Raw genomic sequence first — 22,067 nt, 5'->3', positions numbered from 1 at the left:
AATGCGTGTTTCTTACTTAATATTTATTGCTAAAATTAGCAAATCCTTGTTCAATTCCGTTAACTTCAATTTGATCTAAAGCAAATATTATTGCTTCTGTTAATTGATTGACTTTTGTTAAATCTTCCCCCCAAAATAATATATAAGACAAAACAGATTCTGCTACTAATTTTGTGTCATTTTTTGCCCAAATTTTATTAAAAGTATCTACAATATCTTGACTGTCTTTAATTGGTAGTATTTGTCCTTTCCAAGTTCCTTTATAAAAACGGATTAAACATGCAAATGCAAACGTTAAATTGGTTGGTAATTTGCTGTTTTTTTCTGCATATTCTAACAAACTTGGTAACACACGTACTTTAAATTTTGAGATAGAATTTAAAGCAATATCAGCCAACCTGTGTTTGATAAATGGATTTCTAAAACGATCTAAGATTTCTTCAGCAAAGCTGTTTAGCTCACTTTTATCCATAGGAAGTACATCATTGATTTCATCAAAAATAGCTTTGTTTACAAATGCTCCTGTAAAAGTATTATCAACTGTTTCCTTTACTGTTTCATTACCATATAACAAAGAAAATGGAACCATAGAAGTGTGAGCACCATTTAAAATACGTACTTTTCTTGTTCGATAAGGTTGCATATCTTCTACTATTTTTACGTCTAGATCTGTTTTATGAAATGGTAATTTTTTCTTTAATTCTTCACCACCTTCAATCACCCAAAGTAAAAATACCTCAGCTGCAACAATTAGATTGTCTTTGTATTCTAATTGTGCGTTATAAGCTTCAATTTCATCCTTTGGATATCCAGGTACAATTCTATCTACTAAAGTACTATGGAATGAGCAATCATTATTTATCCAATTGATAAAACCGTTACCTAACTTCCAATCGTTAGCATATTTTAAAATGATTTCTTTTAATTGTTCTGAATTATGATTGATTAATTCACAAGGAATAATAGTTAATCCTTTGTTTGAATCACCATTAAAATGTTTGAATCTTTCGTTTAGTAATACTGTTAATTTTGCTGGAAACGAACTTGGTGGTTGCATTTCTAAAGTATCACTTTCTACATAAGCAATACCTGCTTCTGTAGTATTAGAGATGATAAATTCTAGTTGTTCTTCTTTGGCTAAATTAATATAAGAATTAAAATCTGTATAAGGGTTTACACCTTTTACGATGTTTGTAATTAATTCTTTGTGCTGAATTTCTTTCCCTTTTTGAACACCTTTTAAAAATAAGTTATACAATCCATCTTGATCATTAAGCATGCTTACCATACCGCGATCAATAGGCTGTACAACTGCTATACCTGCATTAAGATCTACTTTTTGATTTAATTTTTGAAATGCATATTCAACAAAGGCTCTTAAAAAGTTTCCCTCACCAAATTGTATAACTTTTATCGGAGCAACACTTTTTAGGTTTGTGTTTTCTCTATTTAATATTTTTTTTTCTTTTAATTCTTGCATTTCTTAAATTTTATAATTCAAATAAGGTTGGTAAAAACATTGATATTTCTGGAATAAAACTAATTAACATTAGTACAGCTATCATAATTAATAAAAAAGGAACTAAAGACTTTATAACTTTTGTAACAGAGACTTTAGCAACACCACTACCTACAAAGAGTAAAGTTCCTACTGGTGGTGTACAAATTCCAATACATAAATTCAGTACAATTATAATCCCAAAGTGCACAGGATGCATCCCTAATGTTGTTACAACTGGTAAAAATATTGGAGTAAATATTAATACTGCTGGTGTCATATCCATAAACGTACCTACAATTAATAAAATAATATTAATTGCTAAAAAGATGGCAAATTTATTGTTTAAAGAATCTAATAAAAACGAACTAATCATTTCTGGAATTCCTTCAAAAGAAAACAACCAAGACATTGCCATAGATGTACAGATTAAAAACATTACTACAGAGGTTGTTTTTGCACTGGTTAGTAAAATACTTGGGAAATTTTTTACTTTCATATCGCCATAAACTAAAGACAATACTGTTGCATATAATACTGCAATTACAGAGGCTTCTGTGGCTGTGAAAATTCCTGCTACAATACCTCCAACTACAACTACTAAGAGTAATAAACTAAAAAAAGCTTTTCTAAAATATGTCCAAATTTCTGAAAATGTGGCACGTTTTCCTTTTGGGTAACCTCTACTAATTGCTAAAAAAGCTACATAACCCATAATAGCAAAACCTAATAAGATTCCTGGTAAATAACCTGCAATAAATAATGCTGCTACTGAAGCTGTACCTCCACTTGCTAATGCGTAAACAATTAAAATATTACTTGGCGGAATTAACAAGCCTGTTGTTGATGATGTAATGTTTACAGAGGCACTTAATGCTCTTGGGTAGCCTTCTTCTTCCATTCTATCTGTCATTATAGAACCAATGGCTGAGGCTGCTGCTACTGATGATCCTGAAATGGCACCAAATAACATGGATGCCAAAACGTTTACGTAGGCCAATCCACCAGGTAGACTTGCTACTAATGACTTTGCAAAATTTATCAGTCTGTTAGCAATACCTCCTTGTTTCATAATTTCTCCTGCCAAGACAAAAAACGGAATGGCTAACAACGCAAAACTATCTATACCAGTCGTCATACGTTGAGCAATGGTGGTTAAGCCAGGTAATTTATCAATATTTAATAGTAAACTAATGGTTGTGGAAATTCCAATACTGTAAGCTACTGGCACTTTCATTAATAAAAGTGCAAAAAAGGTTACAAATAAAACAATGATACTTATAATTTCTATACTCATAATTAAAGATTGTTTTTATTGGTATAAATATTTACTATATGATATATAGAAAAACACATAATTAAAAAACCGCTAAAAGGTAATACTGCATAAATGTATCCTAAAGGGATGCGTAATGTGCCTGATAGTTGATCTAAATGCAGGGTTGTATATACCAAATTTGCACCTCCCAAAAACATTACAATTAGTGCAAACAGAAAAATAAAAACTTCTATAACTATAGAGGCTTTTCTTTTATTTGAAATTGATAGTTTATCGTATAAAAAATCCATTGAGAGATGCTCTCTTTTTGCATTTAAATAAGCAGCTCCTAAAATGGTCATCCAAATTAAAGAGAATCTTGCAAATTCTTCTGTCCAAGTAAAAGAAGTACCTAAAAGATATCTTGAAAACACTTGAAATAAAACATCTAAGACTAGCAATGCAAAAATGATAATCATAAACCATTCAAGCGTCTTGTTAACTTTATCAAAAATAAGTTTAGATGTACTCATATTAATCCTTTTTTATATTATTTACCAAAGCCTCCATTTCTGGAAAATCTTTTACAAATTCTACAACTACATTTTTAGATTCTTCTGCAAACAATGATTTTTCTGGTCTAATAATTTCTACACCCCAATCTTTTACAATTTTCATAGATTTATCTACAGATGCTTTCCAATATTTTTTTTCTGCTTGTGCAGATTCGTCTGCGGCTTCTTGTACCCAAATTCTTTCTTGTTCAGATAATTTATTCCAGTATTTGGTTCCTATAAGTAAAACATCGGGTACAGAAGAGTGTTCATCTAATGTGTAATATTTGCTAATTTCATAATGGTTTGAAGAAACAAACGAAGGTGGATTGTTTTCTGCACCATCTACAACACCTTGTTGAATGGCTGCATATAATTCTCCATAAGCTAAAGGTGTAGCTGCTCCACCCATAGAGTTTACCATATTTATCGCCATTTGATTATTCTGCACTCTAATTTTAAGTCCCTTTAAATCTTCTGGTGTTCTTATGGCTTTAGTACTCGTGTAAAAACTTCTGCTTCCTGCATCGTAATAACACAAACCTCGTAACCAAAATTTAGATCCTTTCTCTAAAATTGATTTTCCTATTGGGCCTTCTAAAACATTAAACATATGTTCTTTATCTTTAAATAAATAAGGAATTCCAAAAACATTGTATTCTGGCACAAAATTAGACAGTATAGCTGCACTAACTTTTGTGGCAGCAACACTTCCTATTTGTAACAACTCTAAAGCTTCTCTTTCTGACCCTAACTGACCATCTGGGAATATTTTAACTTTTAATTTCCCATCTGATTTTAATTCCAACACCCTTTGAAATTCTAAAATCCCTTTATGAACTGGATGTGTTTGTGGTAGAGTATGTGCTAAATAAAGCACTTTTGTATCAGTTGATTTTTTACAAGAGACAAAACTTGCAAATAGAATTACTAGTAAAATAATTTTAAATCGCATGATTATGGTTTTATTGATTTATATTTTAAAATACTCTTTGGCATTATTGTAACTTATATCTGCAACCATATTACCAATCCATTGCATTTCTTCTTTTGGCAATTCGCCTCTTTTAATTTCATCCCCTAAAAGGTTACAAAGTATTCGTCTAAAGTACTCATGTCTTGGAAAAGATAAGAAACTTCTAGAATCTGTTAACATTCCAATAAAACAACTAATTAACCCCATGTTAGACAAGGCGTTTAATTGTTTGGTCATTCCATCTTTTTGATCTAAAAACCACCAACCAGAACCAAATTGTACTTTACCTCTTACACTACCATCGTTAAAGTTACCAATCATAGTTGCCATTACTTCATTATCAGCTGGATTTAGGTTATATATAATTGTTTTTGTTAATTTATCTTTACTATCTAATGCATTTAAAAATGCTGATAATTTATGGGCTTGTGGGTAATCTCCAATAGAATCCCAACCTGTATCAGGGCCTAAAACATCTAACATTCTTTTGTTATTATTTCTTAACGCGCCTAAATGAAATTGTTGTACCCAGCCATATTGATGGTAAGTTTCTGCTAAGAAAATTAAAATAGCACTTTGGAATTTTAAAGCTTCCTCTTTTGTTAAATTCTTACCTTCTCTTTTCTTTTTAAAGATAGCTTTTACTTCATTCTCTGTAAATTTTTCAAAATAAATTTGATCTAAACCATGGTCGCAAACGCTACATCCATTTTTATCAAAAAAGTCGATTCTATTTTTTAAAGCACCACATAAATCATCAAAGGTATTTATGCTGATATTTGCCACTTTTCCAAGCTCATTAATATACTCGTTATAACCATCATTAGAAATTAAAATGGCTTTATCAGGTCTAAAAGAGGTACCAACTTTAATATCTGATTTATCTTTTTTTATTTGTTGATGAAATTCTAATGTGTCAGTTGGGTCTTCAGTTGTACAAACATATTCTGCATTTACTTTTCTAAGTAAATTTTGAGTACTGTATGCTTTTGTTTTTACTTTTGCAGAAACTTCTTCATAGATTTTTTCTGCTGATTTTTCATTTAATAAATCATATACACCAAAATAACGTGCCAATTCTAAATGGGTCCAATGATACAATGGATTACGCATGGTATAAGGCACTGTTTTCGACCAACTTAAAAATTTATCTTTATCTGATGCATCACCTGTAATAAACTTTTCATTAATTCCTAAAGTACGCATTGCACGCCATTTGTAATGATCGCCATTGATCCATACTTGGGTTAAGTTATCAAACACTTTATCTTCTGCAATTAATTGGGGTGATAAGTGATTGTGATAATCTATAATAGGTTGCTGCTTCGAGTAATTATGATATAACTCTTCAGCATATTTATTTTCTAGTAGAAAATTATCGTGTATAAAATGTTTACTCATAAATTGGTTTAAAATTTAATCTTCATTTGATGGTTTTCCTATGGTTGCTAAAATGCCTCCATCTACATAAACTATTTGCCCGCTTACAAAATCACTTGCTTTAGAGGCTAAAAATATGGTTGCTCCCTGTAAGTCTTCTGGATTCCCCCATCTTCCAGCAGGAGTTCTACTAACTATAAAATCATTAAAAGGATGCCCATCAACACGAATTGGTGCTGTTTGCGATGTTGCAAAATAACCAGGTCCAATACCATTTACTTGTATGTTGTATTTAGACCATTCAGTTGCCATGTTTTTGGTTAACATTTTTAAGCCTCCTTTTGCTGCTGCATATGCACCAACAGTATTTCTACCTAACTCACTCATCATTGAGCAAATGTTGATAATTTTACCAGCTTTTCTGCCAATCATACCTTTTACAACATGTTTTGACACAATAAAAGGACTCACTAAATCTACTTTTAATACTTGTTCAAAATCTACAACTTCCATTTCTTCTAAAGGTGTTCTTTTAATAATTCCAGCATTATTCACTAGAATATCAATAACACCAACTTCAGTTTCTATTTTTTTAATATTCTCAATTACTTTAGCTTCATCTGTAACATCAAATAAATAACCAAAAGCATTTAAACCTTTAGTTTTATAGGCTGCAACAGCATTGTCTAACTTTTCTTGAGAAGAAGCACCATTAATTATCAATATAGCTCCTGCATGACCTAAACCTTTAGCCATGGCCATACCTAAACCATGAGTTGCCCCAGTAATTAGCGCTACTTTGCCTTTTAAATCAAATAAATCTATTGACATTTTTAAGTCTATCTTAATTCGTTTATTTTACATACATCCATATCTCCATAATCTAAGTTTTCTCCTGCCATTCCCCAAATAAATGAATAGCTAGAAGTTCCTGATCCTGAATGAATAGACCAAGGTGGAGAAATAACAGCTTCGCCATCTGCCATCCAAATATGACGTGTTTCTTTTGGTTGCCCCATAAAATGACAAACTGCCTGGTCTTTTGGCACTTCAAAATAGAAATAAACTTCCATACGTCTATCATGAACGTGAGCAGGCATAGTGTTCCAGCTACTTCCTGTTTTTATAGTAGTCATTCCCATTTGTAATTGGCAAACATCTACAACACTATTTACAATATATTTTCTTAAGGTTCTAGCGTTTGCAGTTTCTGGCGACCCTAATTCTATTACTTCTACATCATCAGCTCCTATTTTTTTAACAGGAAATGCTTTATGAGCAGGTGTTGAGTTTAAGTAAAATTGAGCTGGTTTTTTTGAATCTTCGCTCTCAAAAACAATTTCTTTGTTACCTTGACCTACATATAAAGCTTCTTTATGAGCTAGTGAGTTTTTTTTTCCATCAACATAAACAGCACCAGTACCACCAATATTAATGATACCCAACTCTCTTCTTTCTAAAAAATAAGTTGACTTTAAAGGATCAATTGTTTCTAATGTTACCGTAGATTTAATTGGTACTACACCAGCCACCATAAATCTATCGTAATGAGAATATATCCACTCTATATTGTCTTCTTTTAGAACATTTTCAATTAAGAATTCACTTCGCAATTCTTCTGTATTATAGTTTTTTACTGATTGCGGATTAGACGCGTATCTTGTTTTGTAATTTGACATATATATTCTATATTTGTGTAATCGATTGCACAAATATATACAATTATTCTAAACTATTAGAAATAGGTTTTAAAATATTTAGAAAAAACAGAATGTTTTTTATTATGATTTACCTTTTCTTGTAAAATTTAATTACAACATTTAAAAACTAACTACCAAATGAAGAGACTTTTTTTAATTATATTTTTATTTTTTTTTTTAAAAAACACTACTCAAGGCCAGATTATGGATAAATCTTGGGAAAAAATTGTGAACCAAAAAGAAAGCAACTGGTTTGGAACTAAAGAAGCTAAAGTAATTGCAGAAAATGTTTTAATATATCAAAGAAACATTGGTGGTTGGCCTAAAAATATACAAATGCAAAAGCCAATTACTAAAGAAAAAAAAGAGCAGTTATTGTTATTAAAAAAAAGTAATAAGGATGTAACGACAGACAATGGTGCTACTTATCAAGAAATGCTATACTTATCTAAGGTCTATAGATTTCGACCTGATGAAAGGTACAAAAAAGCGTTTTTAAAAGGGTTAAACTATTTGTTAAAAGCACAATATAATAATGGAGGCTGGCCACAATTTTATCCTTTAAAAAAAGGATACTATACACACATTACCTATAATGATGATTCTATGGTAAACATTCTTAATGTATTAAAAGAAATAAAAGACAGCACTAATTATTTTTCGATTCAACCATCCAAAGATATTATTAAAAAAGTTGAAATAGCCTTTAATAAAGGCATTGAATGTATTTTAAAAACCCAATACAAACAAAATGGTGTATTGACAGCATGGTGTGCTCAACATGATAGAAACACCTTACTACCAGTAAAAGCCAGAGCGTATGAATTACCTTCTTTAAGCGGTGCTGAATCTGCAAATATTGTTTTATTATTAATGCGTATTGAGAAACCAACCAAAGAGATAAAACAAGCCATAAAAAGTGCTGTTTCTTGGTTAAAAAAAACAAAAATTACTGGATTGCGTGAAGATAGAATTTATAATGATAAAGGAAAAGTAATCAGTAAAAAAATGGTTTTAGATAAAAATGCTCCTCCAATTTGGGCTCGTTTTATGGAACTAGATGATAATACCCCTTTTTTCTGTGATAGAGATGGAATAAAAAAAGCAACACTTGCTGAAATTGGCGAAGAACGAAGAAATGGTTATGCATGGTATAAAACTTTTCCTCAAGAAGTACTAGATAAATATCCTTCTTGGAAAAAAAAACATATTAAAAAAGACAAACCTACTGATAGTTTTAATGTGATTGTAGCTAAAGATGGTAGTGGAGATTATTATAGTATTCAAGAAGCCATCAATAATTCTAAAGCTTTTCCAGATAAAAGGATTACTATTTTTATTAGAAACGGAATTTACTCTGAAAAAGTAAAACTCCATAAATGGAATCCAAAAATATCTTTAATAGGCGAAAGCAAAGAAAATACCATTATTACAAACAACGATTATTTTAGTAAAATTGGTCTTGGTAGAAATAGTACATTTTACACATCGACTCTTTTAGTTGAAGCAGATAATACAATTCTAAAAAACTTAACAATTAAAAACACAGCTGGAGATATTGGACAAGCAATAGCATTAACAATAAACTCTAATGAAGTTGCAGTAATAAACTGCAATCTTTTAGGCAATCAAGATACGTTATATACCTCTGGTAATGGCAAGCAATTTTATAAAGATTGTTTTATAGAAGGTACCACTGATTTTATCTTTGGTAATGCTACTGCATATTTTTACAACTGCCAAATTAATAGTAAAAAAGATTCATATATTACAGCAGCATCAACAAATAAAGAAACAAAATTTGGTTACGTTTTTAGCAATTGTAAATTAACTGCTGAGAAAAATGTGACTAAAGTTTATTTAGGAAGACCATGGCGTATTCATGCAAAAACAGTATTTATAAATTGTATTCTACACAAACATATTGAACCTAAAGGTTGGCACAATTGGTCTAAAAAAGAAGCTGAAAAGACTACATTTTATGCAGAATTTAAAAACTCTGGAAAAGGTTATCAACCTAAAAAAAGAGTAAAATGGTCTTATCAAATAAAGGATTCAGATGTAAAGAAATATACATTAAAAAACGTTTTAGGAAAACATAAAAAATCATCAAAAAAAGAATGGTATGAAATACTTTAAAATATTTTTTTCAATTTGTTTAATTACTCTAGTTTCTTGTAAAGAAAATACTTTGAAAGAGGAAAGAACTGAAATTAAAAACGTTACAATTTATAGCATTGGAGATTCTACAATGGCAGACAAACCAAACCCTAAAGTAAACCCAGAACGTGGTTGGTGTCAAATTTTACCTTCGTTTTTAAATGATAGGGTAACTCTAGAAAACCATGCTGTAAATGGCAGAAGTACACGTAGTTTTATTACTGAAAAAAGATGGCAAAAAGTGCATAACAAACTCAAAAAAGGCGATTATGTTTTTATACAATTTGGCCATAATGATCAAAAAGAAAAATCTCCAAAACGTTACACCAATCCAAATACAGCATATCGAAATAATTTAATTAAATTTATAAATGAAACCCAAGAAAAGGAAGCTAATCCAGTTTTATTTACCTCCATAGTTAGGCGAAATTTTAATTCGGATAGTACTTTAGTAGATACTCACGGAAACTATCCTCTACAAGTTAGACTTATTGCAAAAGAATATAATATTCCTTTAATTGACTTACAATATTTAACAGAAAAACTTGAAGAATCTTATGGTGTTGAGGCTTCTAAAAAATTACATCTACATTATGCACCTAACGAAATTTCTTATTATCCAAAAGGAAAAATAGACAACACGCATTTGTCTATTTTAGGGGCTACAGAAGTTACAAAACTTGCTATAAAAGAATTAAAAGAAAAAATTAAACCATTTCATAATTTTTTAAAATAATTATAATTTAATTTAAGAAAAATCGCACAGCAAAACTTTACACCAATGATTACCTGAGGTTTAACAAAATATTTCCCGATGAAAGTCAAAAAAAATAACTAATATTGTAATCGATTATATTGATTAGCTATAAAACTTTTAATCATGAAAAAAAACTACTTTATCTAACACTATTTCTGGTTACATTTTGTTTAACTCAAAATGCACAAACAAAAATTTGGGATTTTGGAGGCGATGCCAGTTATACTAGCGCAGCACAAATTGCTATGTGGCCTCTAGCAGATTTTAATGCTCCTGAAGGAGCAACTGTAAAAAAGGACGCCTTATTTCTAGTGGGTGACAGCTCTGGAGACAAATATGGTAAAATAGAAAACGCTGGTGGAAAAACATGGGATGCAGGTACAGAAAACGAATACACTTCAATTAATCGTTTTAAAACAGAAGGAGGTTCTAATCCTGATGATAACAACCTAAATCCAACACATAGTTATATGTATTTTCCTCTTTCAGGTCCAGTATCTATAAAAATCTGGTATCGTTCAGGAGGTTCTTCTGAGCGATCTTTATTTATTTCTGATGAAACAAGCGTTTTAAATTCAGTTACTAAGGTTTCTGACACAGATCCTTACACTATAACAGCTGATTACAATGGTACTGGCGAAAATATTTCAATATACTCTTCAAATTCGTTTAGTTTATACAAAATTGAAGTTTCTGGTTCTGGAGCTTCTACTCTAAGTGTAAACCCTGTTGAAAATTTAGTTAAAACTAAATTGAGAGCAAATAATAACAGAATTTATGTTACAGATGTAGCTAGTCGTACACAAATTAAAATTTACAATGTAACGGGCTCTTTAGTTAAAAGTATAAACACGGCAACAATAACTGATTTTTGTCTAAAAAAAGGTTTATGGATTGCTCAAATTAAAACAGATAAAGGTCAGAAAACAATTAAACTACTAAGTCATTAACAAATACTAACAATTTATCAAAAACCAAAGGGTATGTTTAAGCATATACTTTGGTTATATTAATAATCGTTTTTTGAATGTCTTAATAAAACAAAGAGATATAATGAAATTCAAAACAAATTAAGATTCGGGTATCAGCGTCTCCACAAAATTAAAAAAACCTCTAATTAACTTAATTAGAGGTTTTTTTAATTTAACATGTTTAGCAAATAATTATTTTTTCTTATTTCCTTTTTTAATAATTATCGATGTTGTAATAAACGGAATTCTTATATATTTAACTTTACATTCATGACACTTATAAATTTTTGCTTTAAAAAATAAACGCAAATAAGAATTTCTTGTTATTCTTTTTCTAAAACCTGAATTGCATGAAGGACATTTACTCATAATTGTCTTTTAAAAATTAACTATAAAAAACATGCTTATTTAATTAGTAACTTGAAAACCTCTTTCTAATTGCTTTCCTTTTTTAATAATAAATTCAGAAAACAAATAAGGTATTCTTAGAACTTTTGTTTTGCAATGAAAACATTTAAAACTTTTGACTTTGGTATAATCCTTTGAAAAAAGTTTCTAGTAGATCTTTTACTGTAATTAGAATTACATGAGGGGCATTTTGACATTAAATTGGGTGTTTTAGGGGTTAAATTTTATTTTAATAAAAACACTTTTTCTTATAATATCATGAGCAATTATCTCAAATATAATTATTATTTTAACAATTCAAATATATTTATCTTAAAAATTTATGAATTTTTAGATGTAAATTTTATTCTTTTCACAACAAATTACAGTTAATCAATATTATAAGTAAAAATGTAAATTGATTATTTAAATTGATTTGTTTTTAATTTATCTTGCAAGAAATTATAATAATTTTGAAAAGAGTATTTATCTCTGTTACTAATGATTTATCTACAGACCAAAGAGTTGCTAAGGTTTGTAAAACGTTAACGAACAATAATTACGAAGTAATATTAATTGGTCGAAAACTAAAAAACAGTAAAAATATTTCTAGAAATTATACAACCAAAAGATTTAAACTGCTTTTTAATAACGGCTTCCTATTTTTTGCCGAATTTAATCTTCGATTATTTATTTACTTATTATTTCATAAAAAAGATATTTTATTAGCAAATGATTTAGATACATTATTACCAAACTTTCTTGTAAGTAAACTTCAAAATAAAAAATTAGTTTTTGATAGTCACGAACTCTTTTCTGAAATACCAGAATTAGTTAATAGACCAAAAGTTAAAAGTTTTTGGATGATTTTAGAAGATTTAATTATTCCGAAATTAAAAAATAATTATACAGTTTGTGATAGCATCGCTAAACATTATAAAAATAAATATCAAACTAATTTTAAAACCATCAAAAACTTACCTTTTCAAAAAGAATTAAAAAAAGGGAATTTCAATTTTGATACAAAAAATCAGAAAATAATCTTATATCAAGGCGCAACAAACCTTGGTAGAGGATTAAATTTAATGATTGAGACAGTAAAAATTATAGATAATTGTTGCTTTGTTATTATTGGCGACGGTGATGAATTTCTGAATTTAAAATTAAAAGTAGCATCAGAAAAATTAGAAAAAAAAGTATTTTTATTAGGTCGAAAAACTCCCGAAGAATTAGCTAAATTAACTCCGTTAGCAGATTTAGGTATTAGTATTGAAGAAGATTTAGGGCTAAATTATAGATACGCATTACCTAATAAAATATTCGATTATATTCAAGCAAACGTGCCTGTTTTGACTGCCGATTTGCCAGAAATGAAAGCTGTTATTACAAAGTATAATGTTGGTGAAGTTCTAAAAAATAGAAAGCCAGCAATTATTGCATCACAAATTAATCAGATGTTTGCAAAAAGTTATTCTGAATCTTTAAAAGTTGCAAAAAGAGAATTAGTTTGGGAAAAACAAGAAACTGATTTATTAAAAATCTTTGAAAACTTACAATAACTACTTCTTATATTGATGTGGATTCTCTCGAACTCCTTTCTTAAAGATTTTTCGCAAACTTCCTCTAAAACCATTGTCTAATCGCAATAAAATATCTTTAATTTTTTCTGACGATCTCCCTCTAAAAGTAGTCACATGAAAAGTATCTGAAGTTAAAAAAGGAGCATTCGAAAAATAATAATTAGAAACACAATTTCTAACATAATCCTTTAAAACTTTACTTACAGAATGCCAAGAATTATTGTGTGTAGACATTACAACTAATCTGTTAAACTTACTAACAATGGTTATTTGTGACTCTTTTAAACCTTTTGGCCATAATTCTAAATTACCACCATTTTCTAGTTTCCAATTTGGTGAAACATAATAAAGCAAGTTTAAAACGCGCCATTTATTTCTATCCTTGTCATGTGAATTATCTAAATGCGGATTCAAAAAATTGTCTTTCTCCATTAAAGACAAACCTCCTGCATACAGATTCTCATCACCTTCTATATCTTTTAATTCGCAAATCTCACCAACTAACTTTACAACTCTTTTATCTTGAAAAGCATAAACAATTTCCTCTAAAAGCACATCATATTTATTCATTTGATATGCTGTAAATTTAAACTCTCTTAAGTTTTTTTTCTTAACAGCTTCTTTTGTGTCTGGAAAATTCTGATAGATTTCTAAAGCCAAAGTTTCTGGTAACAAATTATCCAGATAAAAATAACCTATTTCATCTTTTGATGATAAAAATTGCTTTTTTAAAGCATCTTTATTTTCATTTAAATTCGTTAAAATTAAATTAGCAATTTCGGTTCTATTCATGCTTTAATTTTAGTTGACAGAGGTAACTTACTTTCATGCAATTTAAAAAAAATACTGATGATTTATTCTTTGCCAAATTCTCGAAAACAGGTTGTAAAAAAGCAGCTGCTTTTAATAACTTAAATTTAGAAATTTTATTGATTAGCTTTAATAGTTGCAAACTATCAGCATCAATCAAATTACTTTTTTCTAAGAAAATTAAATTTTTCATTGCCTTTTTTGTCTTTTTAATAAAAAGTGCATTGTCATCAATACCCAAATGATAAACCTCGTTTGCTATTTGTTCTATTTTGTAACCTTCTTTTATCAAATCCATAGAAAAAAGTAAATCTTCTCTACCATAATCAACTAATTTTTCTTCGAATTTAATTTTTGAAAAAACTGCTTTCTGAATTAAAAAATTAGAGGTAAAAAAATATTTTGAAGGATTTTGTATTCTTTTATTTAAAGAAATTTCTTCATTTTTTTTTCCGTATTTGTATCTTAAATACTTTTGATTTTCGGTTGAATCTTGATATTTAATTCCGCCACAAAAAACAATTTTATCAGAATTAAAATACTTTATATAATTTTTAATAAAGTTATTGCTTACCGGTAAAACATCTGCATCTAAAAAAAGCAACCAATTAAATGTGGCTTTTTCAGCTAACAAATTACGTATTGCACTTCTACCAACATTCTTCTTAAAAGCGATAAAAGTTGCGTTAGAAAGTGTGTTTATTTCTTCATTATTTATATTAATAGAAGAGTTAGATCCATCATCAAAACAAATAATTTCGAAAGGTATTTTTTCTAAAACTAATTGTTTCTGAATATTTTTAACTAATAAAAATGCATTGTAATTATATGTTGGTATTAATACAGATAGCATTAAGCACTTGCTTGTTGGGCAACTTCAAACAACTCGCCACCTTCACATTTTAAAGTTTTTTGTTTAAACTTTACTATTAATTGATAATCGTGAGTTGCCATTAAAATTGTTTTACCACTTTTATGTATTTCGTTTAAAAGTTCCATCACTTCCATAGAAGTTTTAGGATCTAAATTTCCAGTTGGCTCGTCTGCTAAAATTAATTCCGGATCATTTAAAAGGGCTCTTGCAATGGCAACTCTTTGTTGTTCACCGCCAGAAAGTTCGTAAGGTTTTTTAAAATATTTAGATTTTAAACCAACTTTATCTAAAACTTCATGAATCTTTTCTTTCATTTGCTCTTTGTCTTTCCAACCTGTTGCTTTTAGCACAAACTGCAGGTTATCAAAAACATTTCTATCATTTAAAAGTTTAAAATCTTGAAAAACAATTCCTATTTTTCTTCTTAAAAACGGAATTTGTTTCTCTTTTAACGTTTTTAAATCAAAATCTACAATGTTTCCTGTACCTTTTTGCAATTGCAAATCGCCGTACAAAGTTTTCATTAAGCTACTTTTACCACTACCCGTTTTTCCTATTAAATAATAGAAATCGCCTTTATTAATGGTTAAATTAACTTTAGAAAGCACTAAATTATCTCTTTGGTAAATTTCTGCATTTTCTAATTGTAAAACATGATTTTTCATAGGAATAAGTAGTTTCTACAAACTTAAAAGTTTCTATTGATTTTTTAACTATGAATTGACAACAATTCTTATTTTTGATTTTGAATAAAATAATATTTCTTCCCCAATCCAACAAAGTAAAAAATTATTCGTTATACATTTTGAGAATAAATATAACTCTATGAAATATCGTTTTTTAACAAAACTGATTCTTTCTTTTTGCATCTTTTTATGCAGTATTCATTGTTTTTCGCAACAAACAATTGCAGATGCAACAAATTTAACAACGTATAACAATGCATTAAAACTATACAATTCTAAAGCTTACGCTGCTGCTTTTAAAACTTTTAGTAAAGTTGCAGAAGACGCAAGTGTTGGTTCTAACTTAAAATCTGATGCAAGTTACTACGAAGCAATGTCTGCAATAAAATTAAATAGAGCAGACGCAGATAAAAAAGTATTAACTTTTGTAGAAGAAAACCCAAACAGTAATAAAAAAAATATTGCTTTTTACAATGTAGCAAACTACTATTTTGCGAATAAAAAAGCAGCTTATGCTTTAAAATGGTTTCAAAAAGTAAACTTAGATAATCTTTCTAAAGAAAACAGAAAAGAACTTAATTTTAAAATGGGTTATTGCTTTTTAGCTACAAATAATTTACAATTAGCCAAAGCACGATTTTTACCTTTAATTAATGATGCAAAATATGGTAATGATTCGAGATATTACTTCGGATTTATTTCTTACAAATTAGAAGATTACGGTATTGCAGAATCTACCTTAAAAGAAATTGCAGACGACGAATCTTACAGAGCAGAAATTACTTATTATTTATTAGATATTAGTTTTAAAGCAGGTAAATTTAAACGATGTATTAAAGTTGGTTTAGAGTTATACCCAACAATAGAAAGAAAATTAAAATCTGATGTTGCTAAAATTATTGGAGAAAGTTATTTTAATTTAAATAAATATGCAGAATCTATTCCTTATTTAAAAGCCTACAAAGGCACAAAAGGAAAATGGAATAACACCGATTTTTACCAATTAGGATATGCGTATTACAAACAAAACGATTTTGAAAATGCTGTAAATAACTTTAATAAAATTATCGATCAAAAAAATTCAGTTTCTCAAAATGCATATTATCATTTAGGTGAATGTTACATGAAATTAGAGAATAAAAGTGCTGCTTTAAACGCATTTAAATCGGCTTCTTTAATGAATTTTGACAAAAACATAAAACAAGACGCAGCATTAAATTATGCAAAACTTAGCTACGAAGAAGGAAACCCTTTTGAACCCGTAGCAGAAGTTTTACAAAAATATTTAAAAGAATATCCGAAATCTAAAGCGTATCAAGAAATTAACGAATTAGTAGTTTCTTCTTTCTTAAACCAGCAAGATTACAAAGGTGCTTTGGCATTTTTATCAGAAAAAAAATCCGAAGAAAATATTACGCTAACATATGAGGTCTCTTTATATAGAGGAATTCAATTGTTCAACGAAAATAAGTTATCCGAATCGGTTCCATTTTTCATAGAAGCAAAGAAATCTAAAATTAACCAAATTAATCAGAGAGCTAAATATTGGGAAGCAGAAAGCTTATATCTTTTAGAAAACTACAAAGATGCATTGTCTAAATTTATAGCTATTAATAACGCTTCAAAATCAGTAAACATCAATGAATTTTCTAGATTAAATTATAATATTGGTTACAGTTATTTTAAACTAAAACAATATGAAAACGCTGGTAATTATTTTAAAAATTTCCTGAAAAAGGATAGCATTTCAGACAATTTAAAATACGATGCTTTAATTAGGTTAGCAGACAGTTACTTTGCCACTACAAATTACACAAAAGCAATTTCTACATATAAAAATGTTACTGATAATTTTGGTCTTGGTGCAGATTATGCGCAGTATCAAATAGGTATGAGTTATGGTTTTATAGATAAAAATGAAGAAAAAATTACAGCTTTAAAAAACGTAATAAATAACTACCAAGTTTCTAATTTAAAGGACGATGCTTTATACCAATTAGGAAACACATATTCTAAAATAAAGGATCATAAAAATGCTCATATTGCGTATGACCGTTTGATTGAAAAACATCCGAAAAGCACCTTTGTTTCTAGAGCTTTACTGCGACAAGGTTTATTGTATTTTAATGACAACTCTAACATGCAATCTTTAATGAAATATAAAGATGTTGCTGCAAAATTTCCAAATTCACCAGATGCGCTAGAAGCCGTTGCAAACGCAAGAAATGTGTATATTGAAGAAGGAAATTTAGAAGATTATGTAAATTGGGTTGCTACATTAAAATTTATAAATATTACAAATTCAGAATTAGACAATACTACTTTTGCCGTTGCCGAAAAAAAATATTTAGAATCTAAAAAAGGAGAAGATATTATAAATAGTCTTCAGAATTACATTAGAAAATTCCCTAAAGGAACTCATAAAATAAAAGCCAATTATTATTTAGCAGATGTATTATTTCAAGTTAAAGAATTTAAAAAATCGATTCCTTATTTCGAGTTTGTTATTAACGAAGACACATCTGATTTTACAGAAGATTCACTAAATAAATTATCTCAAATTTATTTAAATCAAGACGATTTTAACACTGCATTACCACTTCTAGATCGATTAGAAGAAGAAGCTTATGTTACAGAAAACATTATTTATGCACAGAGTAATTTAATGAAAGGATATTACGAAACAGAAGCCTATGATTTTGCAACAGAGTATGCTAAAAAAATCTTGCAAAAAGACAAACTTGATGCAACTATTAGCAATGATGCAAAAAAAATAATTGCAAGATCTTCTTTTAAAAGTAACGATTTTATTACTGCAGAAAAATATTATAAAGAGATAGAAGCTACAGCTATTGGCGAGATAAAAGCAGAAGCTCTTTTTTACAATGCTTACTTTAAAAATCAGCAAAAACTATTTAAAGAATCTAATAAAGTAGTGCAAAAGTTAATTGCCAAATATGCAAATTACAAATACTGGGCTGTAAAAAGTTATGTAATAATGGGTAAAAATTATTACGGATTAAATGATGTTTACCAAGCAACGTTTGTTTTAGAAAATGTAATTAAAAACTTTAAACAGTTTGATGATATTGTTAAAGATGCAGAATTAGAATTAAATACAATACGAGAAAACGAAGCCAAAACAAATAATTCAGTAACACCAGAAAAGAAGAACTAATGAGAAAAGGCTTTTTATTAATTATAGTTTTATTGGTTGTTTTCTCTGCTAATTCGCAAGAGAAAAAGAAAGATACTGTAGTAGAAACAGAGGTTGTAAATGTTGTTACAAAATATAACCCTAAAATTGCTGATGTAAAAAAAATTAAAAACAATCCTACAATTCAATTACTTAAAAAAAGTGATAAGAAAAAATTGAAATATTCTATATTTTCTGCACCTGTTGCCTCTACTTTTATTCCTAAAACGGGTGTTGTAAAAGGTATTAATGTTGGTGTTAAAGAAAGAGTTTATAACAATTATTTTGCAGCCGGAATCGGGAATTACATAAGTCCGTATGCAGAGTTATTTATTTATCACAACACAAGATTTAATGATGAATATGGTGTACATGCTAAATTTAATTCATCAGAAGAAAACATTAAAGACACTAAATTAAATAGTACATTTTTAAATTTTAAATCTTCGGCATATTTTAAAAAAGAAGAAAGGTATTTCGATTGGAAAGTTGGTTTAGACGTCGAAAGAAACCATTATAATTGGTATGGTTTACCTACAGATATTCTTTATAGCGAAGCAGTTATTAATGGTATAGAAGAAGATCAAAATTACACATACTTTAAAACTACTGGCCATTTTAAGTTTCATGATTCTTATATCGATTATGGTAATATTACAGCTTCATATTTTACTGATAAATACAACAGTTCGGAAATTTATGCAAGTTTTAATACAAAATTAGATTTTCCGTTAGACTTTATAAATTACAATTTAAATACGATTTCTTTTGATGCGGGCGTAGAAGTTTTAAACGGAAATTTTACTGAAAACTATGACAATTCTGACGGAATAAATTACAATATAATTACGGCAAAATTAATCCCAGAGTATAAACATGAGTTTGGGAATTTACTTCTAAAAGCTAGTTTAAGAACATTTGTTTCTGTTGATACAGAAAATGATATTACAAACTTTTTTATGTTTCCAGATTTGTTTTTACAAACCCCAATATATAAACAATATGTAAATATTTATACAGGTTTAACTGGTAATTTAGAAACCAATACTTATAAAAAGTTCACAGAAGTAAACCCTTATGTTTCTCCAAGTTTATTTATTACTCAAACAGCAGAATCTTCGAATATTTTTTTAGGTTTAAAAGGAAATTTAACTAAAAGTATTAGCTACAATATTAAAGCTAGTGTTGTTAAAGAAGAAGATAAACCTCTTTTTTTAAGAAACAATACAAAATCTAACGGAAATAGTACCTCGTTTAACGGCGAAGAATTGAAAGGTTATGAATACGGCAATTCTTTCAGCATTTATTATGATGATGTTAAATCGAATACTATTTTTGCCGAATTTGAATATCTTTTTAACAAAAACCTTACTTTCTCTACTCAAGTAGAAGCAAAAAACTACACAACATTAAATGCTTTAGAAAGTTGGAATTTACCAAGCTTAGAAGGTGCTTTTTTAGCAAAATATAAAAAAACGAAATGGTATGCGACCGCAAATATATTTTATGTTGATGAAAGAATGGATGCTTTATACAACGCAGAATTTCCTTCTAGTCTAAGTGGTATTCAAACTTTAAATTCTTTTGTTGATGTAAATTTAGATGGTGGTTATCATTTTAACGATAAATTCTCTGCTTTTCTTAAATTAAATAATGTACTAAATACTAATTATCAAAGATTTGCAAATTTTAATACACAAGGGTTTCAAGCCTTAGCCGGTTTTACCTATAAGTTTGATTTTTAAAACATTACATTCAATAATATAAAGAAACAGTATCAAATTATAAAAAAATAATTTTCTCAATTCATTTTTGTAGCTTTAACAATTCTAAAATTATTCTACAAACATGAAAAAAACATTATTTCTACTTACATTATCTTTATTAATTATTTCTTGTAATAATAAGCAAGAAAAACAAATTAATAACGGACTCTCATCAGAAGAAAAAATAGATTCTACTAAAATAAAAACACTTTTTAATAGCGCATTAACCCAAGGTAAATCTTATGAATGGTTAAGAGATTTAACGCAAAATATTGGTGGTAGATTATCTGGTTCTAAAGAAGCTGCACAAGCAGTAATTTGGGGAGAAAAACTAATGAAAGAAGTAGGTTTAGATTCGGTTTGGTTGCAACCAGTAATGGTACCACATTGGATTAGAGGAGAAAAAGAAATTGCCACTTATACAACTAACGGAGTTCAAAAAAATGTTGCTATTTGTGCATTAGGTTTTTCTGTTGCGACTCCTAAAACTGGCGTGTTAGCAGAAGTTTTAGAAGTAAAATCTTTAGAGGATGCAGAAAAATTAGGCGATAAAATGAAAGGTAAAATTGTATTTTTTAACAGACCTTTTGATAATACTTTAATAAACACATTTGGCGCTTATGGCGGTTGCGTAGATCAAAGAGTGCAAGGTGCTGCAGTATGTGGTAAATTTGGTGCAAAAGGTGTTATTGTTCGTTCAATGACAAATTCTGTAGATGATTATCCGCATACAGGAACAATGACTTATAATGATTTGCCAAAAGAAAAACATATTCCGGCTGCTGCAATTAGTAGCAAATCTGCAAATATTCTAAGTAAAGATTTACAAACAAATCCAAATTTAAAATTCTACTTTAGGCAAAGTTGTAAAACCTTACCAAACGCTCCTTCTTTTAATGTAGTCGGAGAAATTAAAGGAACAGAAACACCAGAAAATATTTTTGTTGTTGGTGGTCATTTAGATTCTTGGGATTTAGGTGAAGGTGCTCATGATGATGGAACCGGAATTGTACAATCTCTAGAGGTTGCTTATTTATTTAAGAAAAACAACATCAAACCAAAAAACACAATACGAATTGTGTTTTATATGAATGAAGAAAACGGAACACGTGGTGCAAAAAAATATGCAGAACTAGCTAAATTTAACAAAGAAAAGCATATTGGTGGTTTAGAGTCTGATGCAGGCGGTCATACACCTAGAGGTTTTTCTATACAAGCAAACAACTCGAATACAGCATTGGTACAAAGCTGGAAAAAATTACTATCTCCTTACGGATTGCATGATTTAGACAAAGGTGGTTCTGGTGCAGATATTGCACCGCTTCAAGCAGAAAACGTTACTTTGGTTGGTTACAGGCCAGATAGCCAGCGTTACTTTGATTATCATCATACAAGTAGAGACACGTTTGATAAAGTAAATAAAAGAGAACTAGAATTAGGTAGCGCATCTATGGCTAGTATTGTTTACCTAATGGATAAGTACTTGTACAACAACCAAATTGTGAAACCATAAT

17 protein-coding genes are annotated in these 22,067 nt (G+C 28.8%); 7 read left to right on the top strand and 10 right to left on the bottom strand.

Annotated elements, in window-relative coordinates:
* Positions 1 to 16: 16 nt before the first annotated feature.
* The 7 genes from WG950_RS12990 to kduI are packed head-to-tail and all read right to left on the bottom strand — an operon-like array spanning position 17 to position 7,345.
* Complete coding sequence (locus tag WG950_RS12990; protein ID WP_340932931.1) at positions 17 to 1,480, bottom strand: tagaturonate reductase; 1,464 nt, start codon at positions 1,478 to 1,480, stop codon at positions 17 to 19.
* 10 nt (positions 1,481 to 1,490) lie between these two features.
* A complete protein-coding gene (locus tag WG950_RS12985) occupies positions 1,491 to 2,795 on the bottom strand; it encodes a TRAP transporter large permease subunit (RefSeq protein ID WP_340932929.1) in 1,305 nt (434 codons plus the stop codon).
* A 2-nt stretch (positions 2,796 to 2,797) separates the two neighbouring features.
* The gene (locus WG950_RS12980) at positions 2,798 to 3,289 is read right to left on the bottom strand and encodes a TRAP transporter small permease (protein WP_340932928.1); all 492 of its coding nucleotides are present in this window, start codon (positions 3,287 to 3,289) and stop codon (positions 2,798 to 2,800) included.
* Between the two features lies 1 nt (position 3,290).
* A complete protein-coding gene (locus tag WG950_RS12975) occupies positions 3,291 to 4,265 on the bottom strand; it encodes a TRAP transporter substrate-binding protein (protein WP_340932926.1) in 975 nt (324 codons plus the stop codon).
* An 18-nt stretch (positions 4,266 to 4,283) separates the two neighbouring features.
* Positions 4,284 to 5,687, bottom strand: coding sequence for a glucuronate isomerase (uxaC, locus tag WG950_RS12970; RefSeq protein ID WP_340932924.1), 1,404 nt, complete (start codon positions 5,685 to 5,687; stop codon positions 4,284 to 4,286).
* 15 nt (positions 5,688 to 5,702) lie between these two features.
* Positions 5,703 to 6,497, bottom strand: coding sequence for a gluconate 5-dehydrogenase (locus WG950_RS12965; protein ID WP_340932922.1), 795 nt, complete (start codon positions 6,495 to 6,497; stop codon positions 5,703 to 5,705).
* An 8-nt stretch (positions 6,498 to 6,505) separates the two neighbouring features.
* Entirely contained in the window at positions 6,506 to 7,345 is an 840-nt protein-coding gene (gene kduI / locus WG950_RS12960; protein ID WP_340932920.1) for a 5-dehydro-4-deoxy-D-glucuronate isomerase, read from the bottom strand.
* Positions 7,346 to 7,570: 225 nt separating this feature from the next.
* Here kduI and pelA point away from each other — a divergent pair, with 225 nt between their 5' ends.
* From pelA to WG950_RS12940, 4 genes are all read left to right on the top strand, one after another.
* Complete coding sequence (gene pelA / locus WG950_RS12955; protein ID WP_340932918.1) at positions 7,571 to 9,505, top strand: pectate lyase; 1,935 nt, start codon at positions 7,571 to 7,573, stop codon at positions 9,503 to 9,505.
* Between the two features lie 52 nt (positions 9,506 to 9,557).
* Complete coding sequence (locus WG950_RS12950; RefSeq protein WP_340932916.1) at positions 9,558 to 10,262, top strand: rhamnogalacturonan acetylesterase; 705 nt, start codon at positions 9,558 to 9,560, stop codon at positions 10,260 to 10,262.
* A 119-nt stretch (positions 10,263 to 10,381) separates the two neighbouring features.
* The gene (locus WG950_RS12945) at positions 10,382 to 11,233 is read left to right on the top strand and encodes a T9SS type A sorting domain-containing protein (RefSeq protein WP_340932913.1); all 852 of its coding nucleotides are present in this window, start codon (positions 10,382 to 10,384) and stop codon (positions 11,231 to 11,233) included.
* A gap of 881 nt (positions 11,234 to 12,114) precedes the next feature.
* Positions 12,115 to 13,200, top strand: coding sequence for a glycosyltransferase (locus WG950_RS12940; RefSeq protein WP_340932912.1), 1,086 nt, complete (start codon positions 12,115 to 12,117; stop codon positions 13,198 to 13,200).
* Here the strand turns inward: WG950_RS12940 and WG950_RS12935 are convergent, their stop codons facing one another.
* From WG950_RS12935 to WG950_RS12925, 3 genes are read right to left on the bottom strand one after another with little or no spacing between them, the layout of a single operon-like run.
* On the bottom strand, positions 13,201 to 14,013 hold the full coding sequence (locus tag WG950_RS12935) for a 2OG-Fe(II) oxygenase (RefSeq protein ID WP_340932910.1): 813 nt from the start codon (positions 14,011 to 14,013) through the stop codon (positions 13,201 to 13,203).
* Complete coding sequence (locus WG950_RS12930) at positions 14,006 to 14,884, bottom strand: glycosyltransferase family 2 protein (RefSeq protein ID WP_340932909.1); 879 nt, start codon at positions 14,882 to 14,884, stop codon at positions 14,006 to 14,008. Before WG950_RS12930 ends, WG950_RS12935 begins: the two co-directional genes overlap by 8 nt.
* Positions 14,884 to 15,570, bottom strand: a complete 687-nt coding sequence (locus WG950_RS12925; RefSeq protein WP_077809873.1) for a cell division ATP-binding protein FtsE — start codon at positions 15,568 to 15,570, stop codon at positions 14,884 to 14,886. Before WG950_RS12925 ends, WG950_RS12930 begins: the two co-directional genes overlap by 1 nt.
* 160 nt (positions 15,571 to 15,730) lie before the next feature.
* Between WG950_RS12925 and WG950_RS12920 the strand changes: the two genes are divergently transcribed.
* From WG950_RS12920 to WG950_RS12910, 3 genes are all read left to right on the top strand, one after another.
* Positions 15,731 to 18,769, top strand: a complete 3,039-nt coding sequence (locus WG950_RS12920) for a tetratricopeptide repeat protein (RefSeq protein WP_340932908.1) — start codon at positions 15,731 to 15,733, stop codon at positions 18,767 to 18,769.
* Positions 18,769 to 20,532, top strand: a complete 1,764-nt coding sequence (locus tag WG950_RS12915; RefSeq protein ID WP_340932906.1) for a TonB-dependent receptor — start codon at positions 18,769 to 18,771, stop codon at positions 20,530 to 20,532. Before WG950_RS12920 ends, WG950_RS12915 begins: the two co-directional genes overlap by 1 nt.
* 103 nt (positions 20,533 to 20,635) lie before the next feature.
* Entirely contained in the window at positions 20,636 to 22,066 is a 1,431-nt protein-coding gene (locus WG950_RS12910; protein ID WP_340932904.1) for a M20/M25/M40 family metallo-hydrolase, read from the top strand.
* Position 22,067 lies beyond the last annotated feature (1 nt).

Source organism: Polaribacter marinaquae, from assembly GCF_038019025.1.
In the GTDB taxonomy this organism is placed as follows: domain Bacteria; phylum Bacteroidota; class Bacteroidia; order Flavobacteriales; family Flavobacteriaceae; genus Polaribacter; species Polaribacter marinaquae.
Note: the sequence above shows the minus strand (reverse complement) of the source record. Positions and strands in the feature narration are given on the sequence as shown.